Raw genomic sequence first — 24,173 nt, forward strand, 5'->3', positions numbered from 1 at the left:
GAGCCGAAGAAAGAAATAAAGAAACAGCTGGTAAATACCACCAATTAGGATTAGCAGATTATGCCGCAATAGAGGCGTTTAGAAGATATTATTACTAAAGTATTATGATTTTAATAGCGGATGGAGGTTCTACTAAGTGTGATTGGATAGCGGTAGACGAAACGGGAAATACACTTTTTAAAACACGTACCAAAGGAGTCAACCCGGCGTTGCTTTCAAAAAAGGAAGTAGTGGAGAGGATTGCCGAATCCCCAGAGCTGTCATCCCATAAAGCAGAAGTGAAAAAAGTGTTTTTTTACGGTGCTGGATGTGGAATGGAAAAACAGCAAAAAGGTTTAGCTAAAGCCTTTAAAAGGTTTTTTGTTGAAGCTGAAGTTATAGATGTAAAAGAAGATTTGGCAGCCGCTGTTTATGCATGTACCGAAGAAGCAGGTGTAGTGTGTATATTGGGTACAGGATCTAACTGCTGTTATTTTGATGGTAAAGAGATCTATACAAGAATGCCTTCTTTAGGGTATACAATTATGGATGATGCCAGTGGGAATTTTATAGGGAAACAGCTTTTAAGGGCTTATTACTTCAAGCAAATGCCAGAATATTTGGCAGATAAGTTTAGAGTAGAATATGACCTTGATCCAACCAAAGTAAAAAAGAAACTATACAAAAAGGCGAATCCTAATGCGTATTTAGCCTCTTTTGCAAAGTTTTTATTCGAGAATATTGAAGAACCTTTTTTTCAAGCACTCCTAAAAGAGGCGGCTTTATCATTTTTAAAGTCTCATTTGATGCTGTTTAGAGAGGAATTGCTCACCAAACCTGCTCATTTTGTGGGATCTATTGCTTATTATGCTAAAGATCAAATTACAGAAGTACTGAAAGAGCACGGTATTCAAACAGGTAAATTTGTTAGGCGACCCATTGATGGATTGGTACGCTATCATACTTCAAAAGTTGCCAGTTAATTAACAAACTGATATTTGTCATAGTATAAAGAATCCCCTTAAAGTAGTTTTGGTCATTCAAAGCTACTTTAAGGTATGGATTTAATTCAGAAATATAATGTTCCCGGTCCAAGGTATACTAGTTACCCAACAGTACCCTACTGGGATGTCAATACCTTTTCTGCTAAAAAATGGATAAATTCATTTAAGAAATCATTCCTTGAAAGTAATCAGCAGGAAGGGATTAGTTTATATATACATTTACCGTTTTGTGAAAGTTTATGCACTTTTTGTGGATGCCATAAACGCATTACAAAAAGGCATGAGGTCGAAGAGCCTTATATCGAAACACTCTTGAAAGAATGGAAAATGTATTGCGATATACTAGGAAGTACTCCGAGAATTAAAGAAATTCATTTGGGAGGAGGTACGCCGACATTCTTTTCTTCAGAGAATCTAAAAAAATTAATTCACGGAATCTTTAAATATGCCAAACGGGCTGAAGGCTATGAATTTAGTTTCGAGGGGCATCCGAACAATACTACCCGTGAACATTTACAGACTTTGTATGACTTGGGCTTCAGAAGAGTCAGTTATGGTGTTCAGGATTATTCGCTTCAGGTTCAAAAGGCAATCAATAGAATTCAACCTTTTGAAAATGTAAAACGAGCTACCGAAGAAGCCAGAGAAATTGGATATACCTCGGTAAGTCATGACCTGGTTTTTGGATTGCCTTTTCAAACCCTTGGCGATGTTATAGAAACGATCAATAAAACTATTCAGTTAATGCCTGATCGAATTGCCTTTTATAGCTATGCTCATGTACCGTGGATGAAAGGGAATGGACAACGCGGATTTAGTGAAGAAAACCTGCCTGGTGGAGAAGAAAAAAGAATTTTATACGAAATCGGGAAAAAGCTGTTTTCCGAGTTAGGTTATGTTGAAATTGGAATGGATCATTTTGCGCTGAAGACAGATGCACTTTATCATTCGATGAACAATGGTAATCTTCACCGAAATTTTATGGGCTACACCGCTTCTAAAACAAATTTAATGATTGGTCTTGGAGCTTCCAGTATCAGTGATAGCTGGTATGCCTTTGCACAGAACGTAAAAAGTATTGAAGAGTATACCCACCTGGTTGAAAATAATGTTTTGCCGGTTTACAGGGGGCACTGTTTGAACGAAGAAGACCTTATTATTAGGAAACATATCCTTAATCTAATGTGTCAGCTCCGAACAAGTTGGGATAAAAATGAAGATTATTTTGAGCAGTTGCCTGACGTACTTGAAAGCCTGGAAGAACTAAAACAAGATGGGTTTTTGATTTTAAAGGAAAAAGAGCTGATCGTCACCGATGAAGGAAAACCGTTTATAAGAAATATATGTATGGCTTTCGATGTGCTTTTACAACGTAATAAACCTGATAGAGAGCTATTTTCTATGACAGTCTAGTTGAAAAGACATCAGATATGTAGGGTAGAGAGTCGAGCTTAGGTTCGGCTCTTTTTTTATTTACATTACCGACGGCCTAAAATGGTAACTTTAACAAAATAAATTGCTTTTCTACTTAAATGATGTTTATCATTGCAGTATGATTTTATGTTAAAAAATAAGGTAATGAAAATAATTAAACCTATTAATCGTTTTTATTTTGTTTTGTTTGCTTTTTTATGGGGCTTGTCTCCAAGTCAAATTTTAGCACATAATAACGGTGAAAATATCACTGCTTCAATTCAGGATAAAAAGGATGTAAAGATCTCTTCGGTAGAGAAGATCAATCAGACAACCGTGAAAATTACGTTTTCTGATACTAACCTAATGTTTGCTGATTTTTATGCTGATCATATTTTCAGACTATTTCAGGACAATTCAGGAAAGGGTATGAGACCGCCGAAAGCAGAGCCGGAAGCAAATATCCTGGTGGATAATCCAAGAAAAAAGATTACTGAATTAAAGATTTCAGAAACGGAAGACACCTATGATCTTACAACTCCGAGGGTAAAAGTTTCGCTTCATAAAAATAACGGAACTTTTAGTGTAACTGATCTGAAATTAAATGTTACCGTTTTGGAAACGCTGAAGCCGATAGAATTTCTTGATGACAAAGTAGAAATTGCATTGAAAGAACATTCCAATGAATTCTTCTATGGAGGAGGCGTTCAAAATGGTCGATTCTCACATAAAGGGAAAGCAATCGCTATAGAAAATCAAAATAGTTGGACCGATGGAGGTGTAGCTTCACCAACCCCGTATTATTGGTCATCTAAAGGATATGGTTTTATGTGGCATTCCTTTAAAAAAGGAAAATACGATTTTGGAGCTAAACAAGAGGGTGAGGTTAAGCTTTACCATGAAACGGATTATCTGGATGTATTTTTTATGATTAATGATGGCGTTTCGCCCTTGTTAAATGATTTCTACCAATTAACGGGTAATCCTGTCTTACTTCCAAAGTTTGGCTTTTATCAAGGTCATTTGAATGCATACAATCGCGACTTTTGGAAAGAAGATGAAAAAGGAATTCTCTTTGAAGATGGGAAGCGTTATAAAGAGAGTCAAAAAGATAATGGAGGAATCAAGGAGTCGCTTAACGGAGAGAAAGATAATTATCAGTTTTCAGCACGTGCAGCAGTAGATCGCTACCTGGATAATGATATGCCATTAGGATGGATACTTCCTAATGATGGCTATGGTGCTGGTTATGGACAAACGGAAACTTTAGATGGAAACATTAAAAACCTTAAGGAATTTGGAGATTATGCACGTTCAAGAGGTGTTGAAATAGGCTTGTGGACACAATCTGATTTACATCCTAAAGAGGGGGTAAGTGCCCTTTTGCAAAGAGACATCGTTAAGGAAGTGAGAGATGCCGGGGTACGAGTTCTTAAAACGGATGTTGCATGGGTTGGTGCAGGTTATTCCTTTGGCTTGAATGGCGTTGCGGATGTTGGAGAAATTATGCCTGAGTATGGTAATGATGCCAGACCTTTTATTATTTCACTCGATGGTTGGGCAGGTACTCAGCGTTATGCTGGTATTTGGTCAGGAGACCAAACTGGAGGAGTCTGGGAATACATCCGTTTTCATATACCAACCTATATCGGTTCCGGGTTATCTGGACAGCCAAATATTACCTCTGACATGGATGGAATTTTCGGAGGAAAGAATCCATTCGTAAATGCAAGAGATTTTCAATGGAAAACATTTACCCCTATGCAGTTGAATATGGATGGATGGGGAGCTAATGAAAAGTATCCGCAGGCACTTGGGGAACCGACGACATCCATTAACAGAAACTACCTGAAATTAAAATCTGAACTTTTACCCTATGCCTATAGTATAGCCAAAGAATCAGTGGATGGGTTGCCAATGATCAGAGCGATGTTCCTGGAGGATGAAAATGCCTATACACAGGGTGTGACAACGCAATATCAATTCATGTACGGACCTGCATTTTTGGTGGCACCAATTTATCAGGAAACCAAAATGGATGAAAAGGGGAATGATATTCGTAATGGAATTTACCTTCCGGAAGGTTTATGGGTAGATTATTTTACAGGGGAACAATTTGAAGGGAATCAAATAATTAATAGTTTTTCAAGCCCGATCTGGAAGTTGCCTGTTTTTGTGAAAAGAGGAGCCATTATCCCAATGGTGAATCCTAATAACAACCCTTCCGAAATAAATACGGAAGAACGTATTTATGAATTATATCCCTATCAAACATCTTCTTTTAAAGAGTATGATGACGATGGTGTTACCGAAGCTTACAAAAAAGGAGAAGGAGCATATACCCTTATAGAGTCTAAAGTTGACAAGAAGAATAATGTTTTAGTAACGATTCATCCTTCAACGGGAAATTATACCGGGTTTGAAAAAGAGAAGTCGACAGAATTCAGGATCAATGTCACTAAAAAACCTAAAAAAGTAGTTGTAAAAGTAGCAGGAAAGAAAGTGAAATTGAAGGAGGTTGCTACCAAGGAAGACTTGAAAAGTGCAACCAATGTATATTTCTACGAAAAACAGCCGGATTTTAATCAATTTTCAACTGAAGGAAGTGATTTTGAAAACGTTCAACTGATTAAAAATCCAAGATTGATTGTTAAAGTGGAAAAGGTAGATATTTCTTCTGCCGAAATTGCGCTGCATTTAAAAGGGTTTGAATTTAAGCCTCAAAACAATCAAAAAGTTACTCAGGGACCTTTACAAACTCCTGATAATGCACAGGTAGCTGAAGATCATATACAGGCCTACACCTTAAAGCCTTCATGGAATGAGGTGGCAAATGCCGACTATTACGAGATATTGTTCAACAATATGCAATATACCACCATTAAAGATAAGTCATTGCTTTTTGAAGGACTACAGCCTGAAACCTCCTATACATTTAAGTTAAGGGCTGTTAATAAGGACGGGGTTTCAGAGTGGACGCAATTTTCAGCACAAACAGCATCGAATCCTTTAGAGTTCGCGATTCAGAATATAGAGGCTGTAACTTCAGTTAAAAATCAGGGAGGTTATGGAATTTCAAAGTTTTTTGATTTTGATGAGGGAAATCAGTGGCATACAAAATGGGGTGAAGATGCCATCCCTTTTGATCTGGTTATCGACTTGAAGACTTTTAATCAGTTAGATAAATTTCAATACCTGCCAAGAAGAAGCGGTGGAAACGGTATATGGTTAAAAGGAAAAGTTTATTACAGTAACGATAAGGTAACCTGGACGGAAGCAGGTAGTATAGATTGGGAAAGAAATAATGAAACCAAGACTTTTGAGTTTGCGAAGCAACCTACAGCACGCTTTATTAAAATTAAGATTGAAGAAGGTGTAGGAGGCTATGGATCAGGACGAGAATTATATGTCTTTAAAGTTCCTGGAACAGAAAGTTATCTGCCGGGAGATATCAATAATGATGGCATTATAGACAATAACGATTTAACCTCGTATACAAATTATACAGGGTTAAGAAAGGGTGATGCTGATTTTGAAGGCTATGTAAGTATAGGTGATGTGAATAAAAATAACCTTATCGATGCCTACGATATTTCAGTAGTGGCAACCCAATTAGAAGGTGGGGTAGAAGGTGATAGTAATGAGAATGTGACAGGGGAACTTACCTTTACAACCAATAAAAAGACTTATAGTAAGGGAGAAATTATAGAGGTACGTGTTAAAGGTAAAGGTCTTAAGGCTGTTAACGCCTTGAGCATGGCAATCCCGTATAATGAGCAGGATTACGAATTTGTAGCGATACAACCTAAAAGTACGGTAGCCATGGAAAACCTAACCAATAATAGGTTGCATTCTGATGGAGAACGTGTTTTATATCCAACCTTTGTGAATATTGGTGAAAAGCAAACATTATCGGGTGATAAGGATTTATTTTTGATTCGCTTTAAAGCAAAAAGAAAATTAAAAATTGATCTGGATCTTGAGAAGGTAATTCTGGTCGATAAAGAATTAAATGCAGTTACTTTTTAAATAAAAAAGGGGGGCTCACCCCCTTTTTTTATATCTTAATTTAAAGATACCTTCAAAAAGCTTTGAAGGTGCTTTTAAGTACTCTAGGCCCGGTCATACAGTATGGATAAAGTATGGATAGAGTATGGATAGAGTATGGATAGAGTATAAATAAAGCGTCTATTGTGCATATTTACCTAAAGGGCAAATGCAGGAAAGTAAATAGGGTATGCGTATGTACATGATATATAGCCTTGCCGGCAATTGGTTTGCAGATAGCATAGATACTTATTATTTGAATTGCTGAAGAGATCTTTAGGGTACAACACAATCAGGAGTGGGCTTCACCATAAGGCTAAGGTTTGAGGGAGAGATATATGGTATCCCCAGTCCCATACCTCTTAAAACAAAAAAAGCACCTATAATAATCACAAAAACAGGAATAGCTTTTTGAATCCTTTTACGAGCCGTACCTGATAAAAAGTTTCCTAAATATGCAGCTCCACTCATTAATGGAATGGTCCCTAAACCAAAGAGAAACATATAAGATGCGCTTAAGGTAGGCTGGCCCATGGCAATGGCTCCGAATAAAGCCATGTAAATAAGGCCGCAAGGTAAGAAACCATTTAAGACCCCAATGGAGAACAAAGCCCTGTAACTCTTTTTTTTCAGTTGCTTACCTAAACCCGATTTTACACTGGAAATAATTTTAAAAACGGGTCTTGAAAAATTATATTTTTGAAAAATACGGTAGGGGATAATCGCGATGGCAATCATCAAAACCCCAATAACAATAGATAACCTTTGTTGAAGACCACTGAGGTAAAGCCCCTTTCCGACAAAACCAAACATAAAGCCAATAGCCGAATAGCTGAGTAATCGACCAAAGTGATACAAAAATAATTGACTTATTTTTTTTAACTGGTTACTCCTGTCTAATGGCAAAACAAAGGCGATGGGCCCACACATGCCTACACAGTGAAAGCTGCCTAAAAAACCTAATATGATCGCCGATAGAAGCATTATTAATAAGAGATTTCCTTTGTGCTTAACATAGAAGCATCCTTGAATTTCCAGTCGATTTCAATGTTCCAGCGGCCATCTAACAAACGGTTGTCAGGTATGAGCAATAGATGATTGGACGTAGAAAATGGAATTTCAAAATCCAATTGTTTATTAGATGGCCTGTATAGGAACACTTTTCCAGATATTTCAGTGTCTGTTACTTCTTTGGGGAATTTGATTAATAGACCTTCACTGTTTTTATCGATTTGGATTTCATAACCCAGATTGATTGTTTTTTGTTCCCTGTCTAATTTCTCCTGAAACGCTAGTTCCTTTTTATAGTATTGTTCTGTGACAAGGTCATGATCGTATTTGTCATCTGTACTCATCGTAATAACGAAATACATTATGAAGGATATAAAAAGTGCAAAGGCTATAACTATTCCTGTTCCCCAATTAAATTTCATGTTTTCCTGTTTTTATCTAAACTACCTGTAGCTTCTTGGCCCTAAAAAGGTAGCGCTTGTTGTTTCTATTAATGTATCCCCACTGTAAATACCAAGCTTAACCTTGGTTTTATCGTTTTCAAGTAACCCTTTGTCAATTTCAATAAATAAGGTTCCTTCGGCCAATCCTTCCCTTGGTATACTGAACACCTTATTACCTACCGATTTTACTTCGCCTTTAGGAGACATGAGTTTAATCTGTACACTATCTATGTTTCTTACCGTTTTATTGATAATCTTATAAGTGTAAACATTGCTGATTAGATAGTCTCCTTTGTGTTCGTATAATTGCCCGGGTAACCTTAGAACTGTAGCCTCTACGTCATTTCTTAAAAAGAGCATTCCAATTAAAAGGCCGGTCAGAATGGTTAATACTGCGATATATCCTTTCATTCGTGGGGATAGTCTGAACGGTGTTTTTTTCTCAATGTTTTCAATGCTGGCATATCTAATAAGTCCCTTAGGATAGCCTACGCTTTCCATGATATGGTCGCATGCATCGATGCACGCTGTGCAGTTCACACATTCCAGTTGTGTTCCGTTCCTGATGTCAATTCCCGTCGGACATACATGTACACATTGAGAGCAATCAATGCAATCGCCATGTCCCAAGGCATTTCTGTCTTCGTTTTTTCTAAACTTCTTTCTTCCATTTTTACCTTCACCTCGCTTGTAATCATAAGCTACCACAATCGATTTATTGTCGAGTAGAACTCCTTGAAGTCTACCGTAAGGACATGCGATTATGCAGACCTGTTCTCTAAACCATGCAAAAATAAAATAGAAAACCCCGGTAAAAATAAAGAGCGAAACTAAAGTGCTCGAATGGTTTTTAGGTCCTTCAAGTATATATCTCAATAGTTGATCGCTCCCTATTAAATAAGCTAGAAATATGTTGGCGATAACAAAGGAGATAATAAAGAAGATAAACCACTTTATAAGCCTTTTTCTGATTTTCTCTGCATTCCAGGATTGTTTGGCCAATCGGATTTGAGCTCCGCGGTCGCCATCGATCCAATATTCAATTCTTCTAAAAACCATTTCCATGAAAATGGTCTGAGGACAGATCCATCCACAAAAGATTCGTCCGAAGGCAACGGTAAACAGGGTGATAAATACCACCCCTATGATCATCGAAATTACAAACAAGTAGAAATCCTGAGGCCAAAAAGGCAGTCCGAAAATATTATATCGTCTTTCCAGCACATTGAACAGTAAGAACTGATTTCCGTTTATTTTGATAAAGGGAGCCAGAAATAAGAAGGCTAAGAGAAAATAACTAACATACTTTCTGTATTTATAATAGTTTCCACTTGGCTTCTTAGGATGAACCCAAGCTCTTTTGCCTTCTTTGGTTACGGTACCAATGGAGTCTCTAAAAGCTTCTTTATTTTCGGTGTTTTGACCCATGCTTGTACTTTCTGATTATTCTTCTTCGGGTGTCCAGATTTCTCCTTCCGGAGCTTTTGGATTGGCAGGAGTTGTTCCCTCCAGGCTAAGTACATAACTAGCCACCTGAGCAACTTCTGAAGGTTTTAAGGATTGCTTCCAGGCGACCATTCCTTTCCCGTCTCTACCTCCTTCAGAAATTGTACGGAAAACATTTTTAATGCCACCTCCTAAAATCCAGTATTCGTCAGTTAAATTAGGTCCGATACCACCACCACCATCAGCCATGTGGCACGCGACACAATTCGTTTGGAATATACTTTTACCTGCGTTGAGGTCACTTGCTTCCGTCAGCAATTCTACAGTATTGGCATCGATGAGGTCTTTGGCGGTTCTCTTGTATTCTTCAATCTCTATTTTCGCCTTAGCCATCGCCTGTTCATACTCCTCGGCCTGTGTGTTCCCATCGAAGATATGATATTTGGCAAGGTATATTACTGCAAATACAATCGAGATGTAGAAGCCATAAACCCACCAGGGAGGTAATGAATTGTCTAGTTCTCTAATACCATCGTAGTTGTGGTCTAAAATAATTTCACCTTCAGCCTCTATTGGTTGTGCTTTAGTAAGTCTTTTTTCAAGTTTTAGATACCAGGCATTTTTTCTGGCTTTAGCTCTTTTGAGCTCAATTGCTTTCTTCTGATCCTCTGTCATTATTGCATCGGCAAGCGAATTCATAGAACCTACCATAATCTCAATACCTATAAGTATGATGGCAAAAAGTAATATGAATACCGATACCATTGGGTACTCGATAAATGCAGGTTTTTCACCAGAGTCTATTAAGTACTCTGCGGCAATAAATACAATTGAGGTTATAGCGATGACACGTAAATATGATGCAAAACTTTTCATCTGTTAATTGTTTTCTTGGTTGTCTAATGGAAATTGACTTACTTTCTTGATGTATTCCTTTTTGGCTGTAAATACCCACCAAAACAAGGCTACAAAGAATACAAAGAATATAGAGAGCGATATGATGGGATAAATCTGAATTCCATCAATGGTAGCCACATGATCTTTTATAAATTTAAACATCGTTGTTAATTTTTAGTTGTAGCTTCTTCTGTACTGTTCTTTATTTTGATATCAGTTCCTAACCGCTGCAGATAAGCTATTATTGCAACGATTTCACGGTCTTTCATTTCAACAAACTCTTCACCATATTCCTGGGCAATTCGTTTGTCTTCCTGATAACTGGTTACAAAGTCGGGATCATTATGAAGGCTTTCTTCAATTTTAGCACCTTGTTCCTTCATGCTTTTTTGTGCATTGGCAATATCCTCGTCGGTATAAGGAACGCCCAGTTTAACCATGGCTTCCATCTTAGCTTCTGTGTCTGACTTGTCTAATTTATTTCGGATAAGCCATTTGTAAGAAGGCATGATACTTCCTGATGAGGTACTTTGGGGATCATACATATGATTAAAGTGCCAGTTGTCTGAATATTTTCCTCCAACACGCATCAGGTCCGGTCCGGTCCGTTTACTACCCCATAGGAAAGGATGATCGTATACGTATTCACCTGCTTTAGAGTATTCTCCCTGATAGCGTTCGGTTTCACTTCTAAATGGTCTTACCATCTGTGAGTGACAAGAGACACAGCCTTCCCTGATATAAAGGTCTCTACCTTCCAATTCAAGAGGGGTGTATGGTTTAACACTTGTAATTGTAGGAATGTTTGATTTAACCATAATTGTTGGAACAATCTGAATAACACCTCCTATTAAAATAGCGATGGTGGCTAATATGGTAAGTTGAACAGGTTTTCTTTCGAGCCATGTATGGAAAGTTTCTCCAGCAACACGCCCTTTAGATACTCGTGCTAGTGCAGGCGCTTCCGCCAATTCATCTTCGACTTTAGAGCCTCTTCTGATGGTTTGAATTGCATTGTAGATACCTACTAATACCCCAACAATATATAAAGACCCACCAATCGCACGCATCCAGTACATAGGAATGATTTGTGTAACTGTTTCCAGGAAGTTTCCATAGACAAGAGTTCCGTCGGGGTTGAATTCTTTCCACATGGAAGCCTGAACAAAACCAGCGATATACATCGGAAGTGCATATAGTATAATACCAAGGGTGCCGATCCAGAAATGGAAGTTTGCCATAGGTATTGAGTATAATTTGGTTTTAAACATTTTTGGAACCAAATAATAGATCATACCAAAGGTTAGGAATCCATTCCATGCTAAAGCCCCAACGTGAACGTGAGCAATAATCCAGTCAGTAAAGTGAGCAATGGCATTTACATTTTTTAACGATAGCATAGGACCTTCGAAGGTCGCCATACCATAACCAGTGATGGCCACAACCATGAACTTTAAAACAGGGTCTGTACGAACTTTATCCCAAACCCCTCTTAAGGTTAAGAGTCCGTTAATCATACCTCCCCATGAAGGAGCAATCAGCATTACTGAAAACACAACCCCAAGGTTTTGAGCCCAATCAGGAAGTGAGGTGTATAACAAGTGGTGAGGTCCAGCCCAGATATAAATAAAGATTAACGACCAGAAGTGCACAATTGATAATCGATACGAATACACAGGTCGATCTGCAGCCTTGGGTACAAAATAATACATTAGTCCTAAGAACGGAGTAGTTAAAAAGAAGGCCACTGCATTGTGCCCGTACCACCATTGTACAAGTGCATCCTGTACACCTGCGTAAACAGAATAACTTTTCATGGCACTAACCGGAAGTTCTAAACTATTAAAAATATGGAGTACTGCAACGGTTACGAAGGTGGCTATGTAAAACCAGATCGCAACATATAAATGACGCTGTCTTCTGCGTAAAATTGTACCTATCATGTTCACCCCAAAGGCAACCCAGATTAAGGCTATAGCAATATCGATTGGCCACTCCAGTTCAGCATATTCTTTAGAAGTTGTGTAACCAAGAGGTAAGGAAATGGCTGCAGCAACAATGATCAATTGCCATCCCCAGAAATTAAGATTGCTTAAAAAATCACTGAACATCCTTGCCTTTAAGAGGCGTTGCAAGGAATAATATACCCCAGCAAAAATGGCATTTCCAACAAATGCAAAGATTACCGCATTGGTGTGTAAGGGTCTTAATCGACCAAAACTTAACCATGGTATATCTTCGGTTAAATTCGGAAATAAAAATAATAAGGCTAGAAGTAAGCCTATCAACATTCCTACTACACCCCATAGCATGGTGGCATAGAGAAACTTTTTAACAATTTTGTTGTCGTAGTAAAATTGTTGCACTTCCATAATTATGATTATTTATTACTTGATTGTTGATTAGTTTTCTTTTTGTCTTTTACAAGTTCGTCTTCAAAGAGCATACGTATAGATGGGGTATAGTCATCATCAAACTGTCCTCTTTTTACGGCCGTGACAAATGCAATAAAAAATACTACAGCCACAGCTATACTAACTGTAATTAAAATATAGATAACACTCATACCTGTGAGATTACTCGACAAATGTAACTTTCGCGAAATCCATAAAAGATGATATTTGTCATATTCGTTTATTTAAATTCTTTCCAATCAAGTTGGTCATTATCGTGGTGAAAGCAACAATACTAATGGAGCTTAAAGGCATGAGTATAGCAGCGATTACCGGAGATAAATTTCCACTGATGGCAAAGGCCAGTCCAACAGTATTATATAAGAAGGATAAAATGAAACTGGCAATTATAACTTTCATTGCCTTTTTACTCGCCCATAAATACCGTGGAATTAAATCAAATTTTGAGGCGTCCAGAATAGCATCAGAAGCAGGAGTAAATACATTTACATTTTCCGCTATAGCAATCCCAACATTACTTTGTCTGAGGGCCCCCGCATCGTTTAAACCATCACCAACCATCATGATATTAGCTCCTTCTGCTTGATGGTATTTTATATAATTTAATTTTTCATCTGGTTTTTGATTGAAGAATAATTTAGTTCCCGGAGGAAGTAGTTTTTCAAGATTCCCTCGTTCGCTCTCATTATCTCCAGAAAGAATGGTCATCTCATAGGAATTCTTTAAACTATTGAATAATTTCGATAGTCCTTTTCGGTAGGAGTTGTAAAAGGTGTACATCCCCTTATAATTGTCATTGGTGGCAACGTGTACAGCCGTCTTTAGTGATTTTTGAGTAACTGGTGCCTTGAGAAATGCTGCAGACCCCAGTTTTATGGTTTGATCATTGTGAGAAGCTTCAATACCTTTCCCGCTATACTCATTAAACTCATCAAGGGTTATGATTTGATTCTCTTTAAGAATACTGTACAATTGACGACTCAATGGGTGATTTGAGTTTCTTAGTGTGTTTTTCAGAAGGGTTTGCTCACGGTTATCAAGTGGGTCACCTTCATAAGTTACTTTTGTTTCTTTGTTGGAAGTTATGGTGCCAGTTTTGTCGAAAATAATGCTGTTTATTTTAGCCAGTTGTTCTAGTACATGAGCATTTTTTAAGTAAAATTTATTTTTACCGAAAATACGTAGCATATTTCCCAGTGTAAATGGGGCAGATAGGGCAAGTGCGCAGGGGCAAGCTACAATAAGAATGGAGGTAAATACATTCATTGCTTTTGGAGCGTCAAACCATAACCAAAATCCGGCCGATCCAAAGGCGATGATTAAAATTATAATGGTAAAATATTTACTGATACTATCGGTTACATTTATGAACCCTTCGTGTTTATCTTTTGCGAAGACATCGTTACTCCATAATTGTGTTAAATAACTTTGTGAGACACTCTTGAGAGCTTCTAATTCAATCGCCTCTCCAGTTTGTTTACCTCCGGCGAAAAGTTTATCTCCACTGAATTTACGAACCGCCTCAGCTTCACCGGTAACAAAACTATAATCAATTTTACCTTTTCCTTTTAAAAGGATAGCGTCAACGGGAATGAGTTCTTCATTTCTGATAAGAAGTTTATCCCCTTGCTTAATGTCATAAACCTGAATACTTTCTTCGCTTCCGTTGGAATTGATTTTGGTGATTCCGATAGGGAAATAGCTTTTGTAGTCACGTTCAAAAGAAAGGAAATTATAGGTCTTTTGCTGGAAAAACTTGCCCAAGAGTAAAAAGAAGAGGAGGCCGGTTAAACTATCAAAAAAACCTTGTCCCGTATCTGTCACGATCTCGAAAGTACTCCTTAAAAATAACACGGCAATACCAAGAGCAATTGGAATATCTATGTTGAGGATTTTAGAACGAAGTCCCTTATAGGCAGAAATAAAATAGTCTGAAGCAGCATAAAATACAACAGGGAGTGATAACACGAACATAATCCACCTAAAAAAAGGTTTATACTGATTGAGCCAGAATTCATCGACTTCAAAATACTCAGGGAATGATAAAAGCATTACATTTCCAAATGCGAAACCGGCAACTCCAAGTTTATAAATTAAACTTCGATCCTTTCCTTTTTTGTTCTTTTGGTAATCTTCCAGGCTGATATATGGCTCATAGCCAATAGCGCTGATCAGCAGGACAAGCGCCTTAAGTGAAATGCTTTCTGAACTATAAGTAATGCGAACCGTTTTCTTTGGGAAATTAACCAAAGAGCTTTTTATATTATCGTTGAGTTTATTTAAGTTTTCTAAGACCCATATACACGAACTGCAATGAATGTGGGGAATGTATAAATTAACAATTTGTGTATGTCCATCATTAAATTCAAGAAGTTTTTCCACAATGTTGTCATTGTCTAAAAAGTCAAATTTATCCTTGTTGTTAGTTGGAGTAGCCCCTGGGGAATTTTCCATTTCATAATATCCCGCGAGGTCATTCTCAGAAAATATCTGATATACAGTTTTACAGCCATTACAACAAAAATCTTTGGCGTCGAATACAAAAGAATTTGTGTCGCACTCAGTGCCACAGTGAAAACATTGTTTAATCATCCTTGCTCTTTTACCTGGTACAAAGATTCACATCAATTTAGCAAAAAAATATGATATTTGTCACCTAAGTAGTAATTTTGGGACGCCAAATCAAGCGTTTATGTGTCATGGGTAAATGTGAACAATGTATTGTAAGACAATTTAGTGCATTAAGAGCACTGGATAAGGATGAACTTATGCGGATGTCTAATTGTAAGACCTCTCACTCTGTTAAAAAGGGGGAGGCTTTATTCGAAGAAGGTGACCACATTAATGGTGTTTTTTGTATTAAGTCGGGAATTTGTAAACTAACCAAGCTGAGCCCGAACGGTAAAAATCAAATCGTTAAATTCATTAAGAGAGGAGACCTTCTTGGTCAAAGAAGTTTGATAAGTGATGAAGCGGTAAATCTTTCAGCGGTGGCAATAGATGAAATGGAAGTTTGCTTTATACCAAAGGAAGAAGTGATGCGATTCTTTAAGGAAAATTCTAAATTTAATGCAGAAATCATAAAAGATATTTGCCATGATCTTAAGCTGGCTGATGATGCTATTGTGGAAATGGCTCAAAAAAGTGTGAAACAACGATTAGCCGGAGCTTTATTGGAATTTGAAGAAGAGTTTGGGGTAGACAAGGAGCAATACCTGAAAGTTTCTTTATCCAGAGAAGAAATTTCAAATGTGGTGGGGACAGCCACAGAATCCTTAATCAGAATGCTATCTGATTTCTCTAAGAAGGGAATGCTTGAGACCAATGGCAAAAAAATTAAAATTGCCAATCGAACTGAGCTGGAAAGAGTGGCTGAAGGGTTTTAAAAACGTGTTCTATACAGTTAAATAACTGTATAATCGATTGTTTTGATTCAATTAATTTCAGAACTATGGTGTAATTGAAAATTAAACGATTACCTTTGCACCACCATTGGCAACAGTTGATCTTAAGTAGAAATTTGTTATTCTTCCAGATAAGTATCTCAATTTATTCTTGTTTTTTTGATTCTTTGCTGATTTTAAGAGATGTTAGACTGAAGTGAATTCCGGTAATAAGGTTGTCTTCAGTCGTAGAACCTTTAAAATTCTTATATATGTTAATAATACCGATTAAACAAGGAGAGAGTATTGAGAGAGCTCTAAAACGCTACAAGCAGAAGTATAGAAAAACGCAACAGTTAAAGAATCTGAGAGATAATCAGCACTTTACTAAGAAGTCTCAAATAAGACGTGAAGAAGTTGCTAAGGCTGCATACAAACAAGAATGGGCTAAAAAGAACGAGGATTAAAGATATAAAGGTGAGGATAGTTTAATAAATATCTATCCTCACTACAAATCCTTCGTAACTTCTAATGTTGAATACAGTCTGATCTTCAAAGATCAGGTATTGTCCTTTAATACCTTTCAATACACCTTCGTACTCAGGTGTCTTTTTTAAGTTTAAGCTTTTTACTTTTTTGGGATAATCAAGAACAGGGTAGTTCAGGTCGAACAAATTCTTATTGTTCTCTAAATAATATTCCTTTACTTCATCAGGTAGAAAATCATCTAATCGATCTTTTTCGGCAATAAGATCGGCATCAATTATATCATTAGTAAGCATTTTGCGCCAATTTGTTTTATCAGTCATGTGTTCTTTTAAGGCGACTTCCGTTATGCCTGCAAGATATCGGTTTGGAACTTCTACAACTTCAATGGCTTGGCTTGCTCCCTGGTCAATCCATCTTGTAGGTACTTGAGATTTCCGGGTTACTCCAACCTTTACATCACTGGAAAGTGCTAAGTATACAATATGAGGCTGTAATTGCATTTTCTTTTCAAAGGCTAAATCGCGCTCTTCTTCATTCAAATGAGCTTTGCTCAATTCAGGTTTTAAGATCCAATCTGCAGCTTGTGGTACCTCAAAAAAGCAACTCTTACAAAATCCTTGTCTAAAAATCTCTTTATCTAAATGACAGTTTAAACATTCGAACTTAACAAAGGTGAATTTTATCTTTCTGTCCAATAGTTGATTCATGTGAATGAATTCATTTTCAAATTCGAGAAAGTAATTAATAGGGGAGGAAAACTCTGTTTTCATTTTTGTCAATACACCTTCGTACATGCTTAAAGATTTTTGCTATTTTTATCCAAAAGTACATTAAATTTATGTCAAAGGAAATATTGCAAAACCTGAATATATAATTTTAATGTGCTTTCCTGAAATGAGGACAGAGGATTGTCCTATCGCATCATTATTTTTAGGGTTAAGAGAATAAATTAAATCAAAAAAATGCCAATACCGCTATTTCATTCAGTTGCTTCCTGGTTGTTGAAAAAACGATTCTATCAAATGGAACTTTTTATTAAGTATCCTGAGGAAGTTCAGATTGAATTATTAAACCAGTTAGTCATTCTTTCAAAAGACACGGAGCTTGGAAAAAAATATGGCTTTGAATCACTTAACAAATATGAGGCTTTCGCAAACAATGTACCCATAAGCAGGTACGAGGATGTGGAGCCTATGATTGAACGAGCAAGAAAAGGCGAACAAAATATTTTCTGGCCTACACCGATTAAATGGTTTGCAAAGAGTAGTGGTACAACGAATGCCAAAAGTAAGTTTATACCAGTAAGTAATGAGGCTTTGGAAGATTGTCACTTTAAAGCAGGTAAAGATATGCTTTCCATTTACTTTCACAATAATGAAAACAGCAGGTTGTTCGACGGTAAAAGCCTAAGACTTGGAGGGAGTAAAGAGTTGTATGAACTTAATAATACCTTCTTTGGAGACCTTTCGGCAATCATCATTGATAATCTTCCATTTTGGGCAGAAATGGGAAGTACACCAAGTAATAAGGTCTCTTTGATGAGTGAATGGGAAACTAAACTTGAGGCCATAGTCCGCGAAACGGTAAAGGAAGATGTTACTAGTTTTGCAGGGGTCCCTTCCTGGATGTTGGTCTTGCTTAATAAAGTCTTAGAAACTACCGGTAAAGAGAATCTTTTTCAGGTGTGGGATAATTTGGAAGTCTATTTTCATGGTGGGGTGAGTTTTAACCCGTATAGGGAACAATATGAAAAGTTGTTGCCGAGAGATTCATTTCAATACTATGAAATCTACAACGCATCAGAAGGGTTCTTTGCCATTCAGGATCAGAATAATTCAGACGAACTTTTGTTGATGTTAGACTATGGAATCTTTTATGAATTTATTTCTATGGATACATATAATACTCCAAATCAAAAGGTGATTCCGCTTTGGGAAGTTGAATTAGGGAAGAATTATGCAATGGTTATTACGACCAATGCCGGATTGTGGCGATATTTAATAGGTGATACCGTTAGATTTACTTCTACAAGCCCATACCGGGTTAGGGTTACCGGAAGGACTAAGCATCATATAAATGTTTTTGGGGAGGAATTGATCATTGAAAATGCAGAGCAAGCATTGAAGAAAGCGTGTAAAGAAACGGAAGCGGAAATCATCGACTATACCGTAGCACCAATTTATATGAGTGGGAAGGATAAGGGAGCCCATGAATGGCTTATTGAGTTCAGAAAAGAACCAAGTTCGGTAGAAACCTTCAATAATGCTTTAGATGCTGCGCTCCAATCCTTAAATTCCGATTATGAAGCCAAACGGTATATGAACATGACCCTAAGAATGCCTAAGCTTAATGTGGCACGAAAGAACTTGTTTTACGATTGGCTAAAGGCAAACGACAAATTAGGAGGCCAACATAAGATTCCACGCTTGTCGAATGCCCGTGATTATTTAGAAGAATTACTAGCCATGAATGCTTAAAGTAATCCAAATACGCTTGATAATATAATTCCACACATGTAGGCGCCGTAAGTACCAACTGCATATCCTAAAACTGCCAGTAAAACGCCTACAGGAGCCAGATAAGGGCTAAATGAAGCAGCAACAATAGGTGCGGATGCTGCACCACCTATATTTGCTTGGCTTCCAACTGCTACAAAGAAAAATGGAGCTTTAATAAGCTTGGCAACAATGAGCATGATAAGTATGTGAATTGAAATCCATACTAAGCCAATTAAAAAGAACTTTGGATTGTCTAGTACGGCACCCAGGTCCATATGCATACCAATAGTAGCTACTAATATATATAAGAACACTGATCCCATTTTTGAAGCCCCAAATGATTCCACTTCTCTGGCCTTCGTAAAAGATAAGCCTAGGCCCAGGGTAGTAGCAATTACAATGATCCAAAAGAATGGTTTGTTAAGGGAGTATTTGTTGAGTTGCGGGTAATTTTCTTGAAAAAACGGTGCCAGAATATCTGCAAATAAATGTGCAAGCCCCGTAATACCAAATCCAACAGCCACTAAGATCATAATGCGATTTGCATTTACTGGTAGCCATTTACCAGCCTGTTGGTCCTCGAGTCTTTGTTGTAACTCGTAAATGGGCTTACTGTCTGCTTTTAGCCATTTATCGATTACTTGTGGGCGTTGAGACCAATAAAGTAAAAATCCCATCCAAAGATTCGCTACAAGCACATCTACGGCAATCATTTGTGCAAACAGGTCGTTGCTTGCTTCAAAAAGTTCAAACATAGCAGTTTGGTTCGCTCCACCACCAATCCAACTACCGGCAATGGTAGTAAGACCACGCCAAACTTCTTCTCCTCCAGGGTTTAAAACGTCCGGGAAAATTGAACCCACTAGATATAAGGCCACCGGGGCACCAATAATAATCCCTAATGTTCCGGTAAGGAACATAATAATAGCTTTGCTACCCAGTTTTTTTAATTCCTTGAAATTAATGCTAATGGTGAGTAAAACCAAACTAGCAGGGAGTAGGTATCTGGACGCCACAAAATAGAGTTGAGACTCCTCTCCGTCAATGATGTTGAAAGTATTGAAAAGAGCAGGAATAAAGTAACAAAGGAGTACTGAAGGAATAACTTTGTAAAATTTCTTAAAGTATGGGTTGTTGCTAGAGGAGGTGCTAAATATTATTCCAAGTATTACAGCTAAAAGACCTAAAACAACGGCGTCGTTCGTGATAAGGGCAGTGTGAGTTTCTTCCATAAGGTTATAGTGTGTATAATTGAGACCCGAATATAAATAAATTTAGTGTATGTCAATAAAAAAGCCACAACATTACATTGTGGCTTTTCTGATAACGTATTTTGTTTTAAGAAACTGCTTTCAACTTATTGATGGTTGATTTGGTAAGTTTCTCTTCAGCATAGGTTTTATCTACATGCAATGATTTTTCTTTACCTGTAGGTAATTCAAACATGGCATCTGTTAAAATGGTTTCGCATAAAGATCTTAACCCTCTGGCACCTAGCTTATATTCCATAGCTTTTTCAACAATATATTCTAAGGCATCATCTCCAATAGTGAATTCAATTTCATCCATCTGGAACAACTTAGCATATTGTTTTATAATAGCATTTTTTGGTTCTGTAAGAATAGCTCTTAATACATCTTTTTCTAAAGGGTTCATGTGTGTAAGAACAGGAAGACGACCAATAATTTCCGGAATTAACCCAAACTCTTTTAAGTCTTTTGGGATAATGTATTGTAAAAGGTTTTTATTGTCGATAACATCCTCGCTTTTAGAAGCGCTGTATCCAACGGCTTGCATGTTAAGACGCTTCGATATTACTCGTTCGATTCCATCGAAAGCACCACCAGCAATAAATAATATGTTTTCAGTGTTTACTTCAATAAACTTTTGATCTGGATGTTTTCTTCCACCTTTTGGTGGAACATTCACAGTGGTTCCCTCTAAAAGTTTTAAAAGTGCCTGTTGAACGCCCTCGCCAGATACATCTCTGGTAATAGATGGATTGTCACTTTTTCTTGCGATCTTATCTATCTCATCTATAAATACAATTCCGCGTTCAGCTTTTTCAAGATTATAGTCAGCAGCTTGTAGCAAGCGAGTAAGTATACTTTCAACATCTTCACCTACATAACCAGCTTCTGTTAAAACAGTAGCATCGACAATAGCAAGTGGTACATTAAGCATTTTGGCAATAGTCCGAGCCATCAATGTTTTACCTGTACCAGTCTGACCAACCATAATGATATTACTTTTTTGGATTTCAATATCATCTTTGGAATCTGGCTGTAATAACCTTTTATAATGGTTATAAACCGCTACTGATAGTACTTTTTTAGTCACTTCCTGACCAATTACAAATTGATCGAGGAATTCTTTAATCTCTATAGGTTTCTTAAGAACCAATTCTGATGAAAGTTCAGACGCTTTGTTTTGCTTGGTCTCTTCCATAACAATACTATACGCCTGCTCAATACATCTGTCACAGATATGAGCGTCTAAACCAGCTATCAGTAAATTCGTTTCAGGTTTTTTACGTCCGCAGAAGGAACATTCTAATTCTTCTTTCGCCATCATTTTTACATTTATAATGAATTACCCTCGAGTGAGTACTTCATCAATCATTCCATATTCTTTTGCTTCATTAGCTTTCATCCAGTAATCACGATCACTATCGTCATAGACTTTTTCGTAAGACTGATTCGAATGCTTTGCTATAATGTTGTATAACTCTTCTTTTAGTTTAAGAATTTCTCTAGCAGTAATTTCAATATCACTGGCTTGTCCTTGTGCACCTCCCAATGGTTGGTGAATCATGACTCTGGAGTGAGGAAGTGCAGATCTTTTTCCTTCTTGTCCGGCGCATAGTAATACGGCCGCCATTGAAGCTGCAATACCAGTACATATGGTTGCTACATCCGGCTTGATAAACTGCATAGTGTCATAAATTCCTAAACCGGCATATACACTCCCGCCGGGTGAATTAATGTAAATTTGAATATCCTTAGAGGAATCGGCACTTTCTAAAAATAATAATTGTGCCTGGATGATATTGGCAATATTATCGTCAATACCTGTTCCCATAAAAATGATTCTATCCATCATTAGTCTTGAAAAAACGTCCATTTGAGCAACGTTAAGTTGACGTTCTTCAATGATGTAGGGTGTCATGCCAACTGGAGTAATAGCACTTACTAATTTATCGTAATACATGCTGTTGACACCGTGGTGCTTTGTAGCATATTTTTTAAATTCTTTACCGTAATCCATATATGATTATATTTTATAAAAAAGGCGTTAATGCAAAGTTTAACGCCTTAAAGATAATTATTTTTATAATCTATTAACCGTAAACTTCTTTAACAAAATCATTATAAGATAGTTCTTTTGTCTTTAGATTGGCATTTTCCTTATAAAAAGTTATCAATTTTTGACTCATAAGCTGCTCAGAAAGCCTTTTTACCTCCTCCTGATTTGAAAGTACACGCTGCGCGATATTCTCTACAGCTTCATCTTCAGGGTCAGTTTGACCAAATTGAGCCATCTGAGTTTTGATATATCCTTTTGCAAAGTCTTTCAATTCGTCAAATGTAACCTGAAGGTCATTGTCAGATATGATTTTTCCTTCGATCAACTGATATCTTAAACCTTTTTCTGATTTTTCGTATTCTTCGCTGGCCTGCTCTTCAGTAAGTGGTTGCTCACCTGTTTCCTTGATCCATTTTTTCAAGAATTCAGCCGGCAGGGCAAATTCGGTATTTTCTACAAGATACTCAGTTACATCATTCAATAATTTTTGGTCAGCTTGCTGAACAAATTGTTTTTCAGAATCTTCCTTTATTTTAGTTTTTAATTCTTCAACAGATGTAACATTGTCTTTTCCGAATAACTTATCAAAAAGCTCCTGGTCTAATTCAGCAGGTTCTCTTTTGTTAACTTCTTCTATTGTAAAATTAACTGTAATGTCAAGACCATGAGCATCATCATGTTCAACTTTTAAGTATTGAATAAGATCGTGGTCATCTTCAAAAAGCCCCTTAGTGCTTAATTCAACAATGTCACCAACCTTAGCTCCGGTTAATGCCTTAACGGCTTTTTTACTTTTAACTTTCTCTAAAGGAAGTGTCGCTTTATTTTCAATGTTTTTCTCTTCATTTGTGAAAGCACCTGTGATTTCATCACCTTCTTCTACAGTGTCCTTAGCAACTAATTTACCGTATTGCTTTTGAATGCGCTCAACTTGTTCGTCAATCATTTCATCATCAGCAATTATGTTGTAATGAGTGATTGCCTTTTTGCTTTTTAAGTCAATATCAAACGATGGTGCAAGTCCTAGTTCGAATTCAAATGAAAAGTTTTCTGCGTCCCAGTTAAGATCGTCTTGTGCTTTCGGAAGTGGATTCCCTAAAACATCAAGTTTTTCCTCTGTAAGGTATTTGTTTAAAGCTTCTTGCAAGAGCTTGTTTACCTCGTCTACTAAAACAGCTTTACCATATTGCTTTTTAACCATTCCCATTGGTACATGTCCTTTTCTGAAACCAGGAATGTTAGCATTCTTTCTGTAGTCTTTTAATATGTTTTCAACTTTATCGCTGTAATCTTCCTTTGCAATGTCAACTTTTACAATCGCATTCAGCTCATCAATGTGCTCTCTAGTAATGTTCATTTTTTAAAAATAATTTAGTCGCTTAAAACGGTGTGCAAAAGTATAACATTTTAAAAAGTTGAGCAACTTTTTAACTCGCTGAATTTCAAATGATATGTTAATTTATTTATCTTCTTTTAAAATTGAAAATAAGATCGATTGTAAAAATGAAAGTAATAGACTAAATAATAGAGCCCACCAAATGTTGGTCACAGTAAAACCACCTACAAGGCTGTCAGCTAATAAAATTATTATAGCATTAATGATCAAGAGAAACAATCCAAGGGTCAGTATGGTTACGGGTAGCGTTAGAATTATTAGTATGGGTTTGATAATATAGTTCAATAACCCCAGAACAATTGCAACAATTATGGCTGTAGTATAACTTTCAACAGAAACACCACCAAGTATTTTTGCTAAAATGATTACTGCGAGTGCGGTAAGTAAAACACGTAGAATGAACTTCATAATATGATGATTTTAAGTTAGATGTTGATTAAAGATATA

At 36.9% G+C, this 24,173-nt stretch carries 20 protein-coding genes; 6 read left to right on the forward strand and 14 right to left on the reverse strand.

What is annotated here, in order from left to right:
• The first annotated feature begins 104 nt into the window (after nt 1–104).
• The 3 genes from BM361_RS05050 (at nt 105) to BM361_RS05060 (ending at nt 6,425) form a co-directional block, all read left to right on the forward strand.
• Nucleotides 105–962 (forward strand): BadF/BadG/BcrA/BcrD ATPase family protein, encoded by an 858-nt coding sequence (locus BM361_RS05050; protein ID WP_038266533.1) that lies wholly within the window; start codon nt 105–107, stop codon nt 960–962.
• Nucleotides 963–1,037: 75 nt separating this feature from the next.
• Nucleotides 1,038–2,396, forward strand: a complete 1,359-nt coding sequence (gene hemN / locus BM361_RS05055; RefSeq protein WP_074977408.1) for an oxygen-independent coproporphyrinogen III oxidase — start codon at nt 1,038–1,040, stop codon at nt 2,394–2,396.
• Between the two features lie 165 nt (nt 2,397–2,561).
• Nucleotides 2,562–6,425, forward strand: a complete 3,864-nt coding sequence (locus tag BM361_RS05060; protein WP_074977819.1) for a TIM-barrel domain-containing protein — start codon at nt 2,562–2,564, stop codon at nt 6,423–6,425.
• A 294-nt stretch (nt 6,426–6,719) separates the two neighbouring features.
• On the opposite strand, the gene BM361_RS05065 is transcribed toward BM361_RS05060, so the two are convergent.
• Genes BM361_RS05065 through BM361_RS05100 form a run of 8 tightly spaced genes read right to left on the reverse strand, consistent with a single transcriptional unit; the run spans nt 6,720 to nt 15,246 of the window.
• Nucleotides 6,720–7,427: a sulfite exporter TauE/SafE family protein gene (locus tag BM361_RS05065; RefSeq protein ID WP_074977410.1), complete on the reverse strand. Its 708-nt coding sequence runs from the start codon at nt 7,425–7,427 to the stop codon at nt 6,720–6,722.
• A gap of 2 nt (nt 7,428–7,429) precedes the next feature.
• A complete protein-coding gene (locus tag BM361_RS05070; protein WP_038266526.1) occupies nt 7,430–7,876 on the reverse strand; it encodes a FixH family protein in 447 nt (148 codons plus the stop codon).
• 21 nt (nt 7,877–7,897) lie between these two features.
• Complete coding sequence (ccoG, locus tag BM361_RS05075; RefSeq protein ID WP_074977412.1) at nt 7,898–9,325, reverse strand: cytochrome c oxidase accessory protein CcoG; 1,428 nt, start codon at nt 9,323–9,325, stop codon at nt 7,898–7,900.
• Nucleotides 9,326–9,340: 15 nt separating this feature from the next.
• On the reverse strand, nt 9,341–10,219 hold the full coding sequence (locus tag BM361_RS05080; protein WP_074977413.1) for a cbb3-type cytochrome c oxidase N-terminal domain-containing protein: 879 nt from the start codon (nt 10,217–10,219) through the stop codon (nt 9,341–9,343).
• Nucleotides 10,220–10,222: 3 nt separating this feature from the next.
• Entirely contained in the window at nt 10,223–10,402 is a 180-nt protein-coding gene (locus BM361_RS05085) for a cytochrome c oxidase subunit IV (protein WP_038266517.1), read from the reverse strand.
• A 5-nt stretch (nt 10,403–10,407) separates the two neighbouring features.
• Nucleotides 10,408–12,612 carry a cytochrome-c oxidase, cbb3-type subunit I gene (gene ccoN / locus BM361_RS05090; RefSeq protein WP_074977415.1) on the reverse strand — a complete coding sequence of 735 codons (2,205 nt, stop codon included), beginning with the start codon at nt 12,610–12,612 and terminating at the stop codon, nt 10,408–10,410.
• A gap of 8 nt (nt 12,613–12,620) precedes the next feature.
• Nucleotides 12,621–12,806 (reverse strand): cbb3-type cytochrome oxidase assembly protein CcoS, encoded by a 186-nt coding sequence (gene ccoS / locus BM361_RS05095; RefSeq protein WP_038266512.1) that lies wholly within the window; start codon nt 12,804–12,806, stop codon nt 12,621–12,623.
• 58 nt (nt 12,807–12,864) lie between these two features.
• Entirely contained in the window at nt 12,865–15,246 is a 2,382-nt protein-coding gene (locus BM361_RS05100) for a heavy metal translocating P-type ATPase (protein ID WP_074977417.1), read from the reverse strand.
• A gap of 107 nt (nt 15,247–15,353) precedes the next feature.
• Here BM361_RS05100 and BM361_RS05105 point away from each other — a divergent pair, with 107 nt between their 5' ends.
• Nucleotides 15,354–16,040, forward strand: a complete 687-nt coding sequence (locus tag BM361_RS05105) for a Crp/Fnr family transcriptional regulator (protein ID WP_038266508.1) — start codon at nt 15,354–15,356, stop codon at nt 16,038–16,040.
• 269 nt (nt 16,041–16,309) lie between these two features.
• A complete protein-coding gene (gene rpsU / locus BM361_RS05110) occupies nt 16,310–16,504 on the forward strand; it encodes a 30S ribosomal protein S21 (RefSeq protein ID WP_038266506.1) in 195 nt (64 codons plus the stop codon).
• A 21-nt stretch (nt 16,505–16,525) separates the two neighbouring features.
• Here the strand turns inward: rpsU and BM361_RS05115 are convergent, their stop codons facing one another.
• Nucleotides 16,526–17,320 (reverse strand): DUF2797 domain-containing protein, encoded by a 795-nt coding sequence (locus tag BM361_RS05115; RefSeq protein ID WP_074977419.1) that lies wholly within the window; start codon nt 17,318–17,320, stop codon nt 16,526–16,528.
• A gap of 168 nt (nt 17,321–17,488) precedes the next feature.
• Here BM361_RS05115 and BM361_RS05120 point away from each other — a divergent pair, with 168 nt between their 5' ends.
• Nucleotides 17,489–19,003, forward strand: coding sequence for a GH3 auxin-responsive promoter family protein (locus BM361_RS05120; protein ID WP_038266500.1), 1,515 nt, complete (start codon nt 17,489–17,491; stop codon nt 19,001–19,003).
• On the opposite strand, the gene BM361_RS05125 is transcribed toward BM361_RS05120, so the two are convergent.
• The 5 genes from BM361_RS05125 to BM361_RS05145 form a co-directional block, all read right to left on the reverse strand.
• Nucleotides 19,000–20,256: a DUF819 family protein gene (locus BM361_RS05125; RefSeq protein WP_038266498.1), complete on the reverse strand. Its 1,257-nt coding sequence runs from the start codon at nt 20,254–20,256 to the stop codon at nt 19,000–19,002. The genes BM361_RS05120 and BM361_RS05125 overlap by 4 nt on opposite strands.
• Nucleotides 20,257–20,362: 106 nt before the next feature.
• On the reverse strand, nt 20,363–21,595 hold the full coding sequence (gene clpX, locus BM361_RS05130) for an ATP-dependent Clp protease ATP-binding subunit ClpX (protein WP_038266586.1): 1,233 nt from the start codon (nt 21,593–21,595) through the stop codon (nt 20,363–20,365).
• A 21-nt stretch (nt 21,596–21,616) separates the two neighbouring features.
• Entirely contained in the window at nt 21,617–22,291 is a 675-nt protein-coding gene (gene clpP / locus BM361_RS05135; protein WP_038266496.1) for an ATP-dependent Clp endopeptidase proteolytic subunit ClpP, read from the reverse strand.
• A gap of 73 nt (nt 22,292–22,364) precedes the next feature.
• Nucleotides 22,365–23,687: a trigger factor gene (tig, locus tag BM361_RS05140; protein ID WP_074977421.1), complete on the reverse strand. Its 1,323-nt coding sequence runs from the start codon at nt 23,685–23,687 to the stop codon at nt 22,365–22,367.
• A 102-nt stretch (nt 23,688–23,789) separates the two neighbouring features.
• Nucleotides 23,790–24,134, reverse strand: a complete 345-nt coding sequence (locus tag BM361_RS05145) for a phage holin family protein (RefSeq protein WP_074977423.1) — start codon at nt 24,132–24,134, stop codon at nt 23,790–23,792.
• Nucleotides 24,135–24,173 lie beyond the last annotated feature (39 nt).

The organism is Zhouia amylolytica (assembly GCF_900116365.1).
Lineage (GTDB): Bacteria > Bacteroidota > Bacteroidia > Flavobacteriales > Flavobacteriaceae > Zhouia > Zhouia amylolytica.

Bases quoted from the DNA above. Each gene is read 5' to 3' on its own strand.
- BM361_RS05080 (WP_074977413.1), bottom strand. From the start codon at position 10,219: ATGAAAAGTTTTGCATCATATTTACGTGTCATCGCTATAACCTCAATT.
- BM361_RS05105 (WP_038266508.1), top strand. From the start codon at position 15,354: ATGGGTAAATGTGAACAATGTATTGTAAGACAATTTAGTGCATTAAGA.
- clpX (WP_038266586.1), bottom strand. From the start codon at position 21,595: ATGGCGAAAGAAGAATTAGAATGTTCCTTCTGCGGACGTAAAAAACCT.
- BM361_RS05085 (WP_038266517.1), bottom strand. From the start codon at position 10,402: ATGTTTAAATTTATAAAAGATCATGTGGCTACCATTGATGGAATTCAG.
- BM361_RS05070 (WP_038266526.1), bottom strand. From the start codon at position 7,876: ATGAAATTTAATTGGGGAACAGGAATAGTTATAGCCTTTGCACTTTTT.
- rpsU (WP_038266506.1), top strand. From the start codon at position 16,310: ATGTTAATAATACCGATTAAACAAGGAGAGAGTATTGAGAGAGCTCTA.
- BM361_RS05120 (WP_038266500.1), top strand. From the start codon at position 17,489: ATGCCAATACCGCTATTTCATTCAGTTGCTTCCTGGTTGTTGAAAAAA.
- BM361_RS05060 (WP_074977819.1), top strand. From the start codon at position 2,562: ATGAAAATAATTAAACCTATTAATCGTTTTTATTTTGTTTTGTTTGCT.
- clpP (WP_038266496.1), bottom strand. From the start codon at position 22,291: ATGGATTACGGTAAAGAATTTAAAAAATATGCTACAAAGCACCACGGT.
- BM361_RS05145 (WP_074977423.1), bottom strand. From the start codon at position 24,134: ATGAAGTTCATTCTACGTGTTTTACTTACCGCACTCGCAGTAATCATT.
- BM361_RS05115 (WP_074977419.1), bottom strand. From the start codon at position 17,320: ATGTACGAAGGTGTATTGACAAAAATGAAAACAGAGTTTTCCTCCCCT.
- ccoG (WP_074977412.1), bottom strand. From the start codon at position 9,325: ATGGGTCAAAACACCGAAAATAAAGAAGCTTTTAGAGACTCCATTGGT.
- ccoN (WP_074977415.1), bottom strand. From the start codon at position 12,612: ATGGAAGTGCAACAATTTTACTACGACAACAAAATTGTTAAAAAGTTT.
- BM361_RS05065 (WP_074977410.1), bottom strand. From the start codon at position 7,427: ATGCTTCTATCGGCGATCATATTAGGTTTTTTAGGCAGCTTTCACTGT.
- BM361_RS05125 (WP_038266498.1), bottom strand. From the start codon at position 20,256: ATGGAAGAAACTCACACTGCCCTTATCACGAACGACGCCGTTGTTTTA.
- tig (WP_074977421.1), bottom strand. From the start codon at position 23,687: ATGAACATTACTAGAGAGCACATTGATGAGCTGAATGCGATTGTAAAA.
- BM361_RS05050 (WP_038266533.1), top strand. From the start codon at position 105: ATGATTTTAATAGCGGATGGAGGTTCTACTAAGTGTGATTGGATAGCG.
- hemN (WP_074977408.1), top strand. From the start codon at position 1,038: ATGGATTTAATTCAGAAATATAATGTTCCCGGTCCAAGGTATACTAGT.
- ccoS (WP_038266512.1), bottom strand. From the start codon at position 12,806: ATGAGTGTTATCTATATTTTAATTACAGTTAGTATAGCTGTGGCTGTA.
- BM361_RS05100 (WP_074977417.1), bottom strand. From the start codon at position 15,246: ATGATTAAACAATGTTTTCACTGTGGCACTGAGTGCGACACAAATTCT.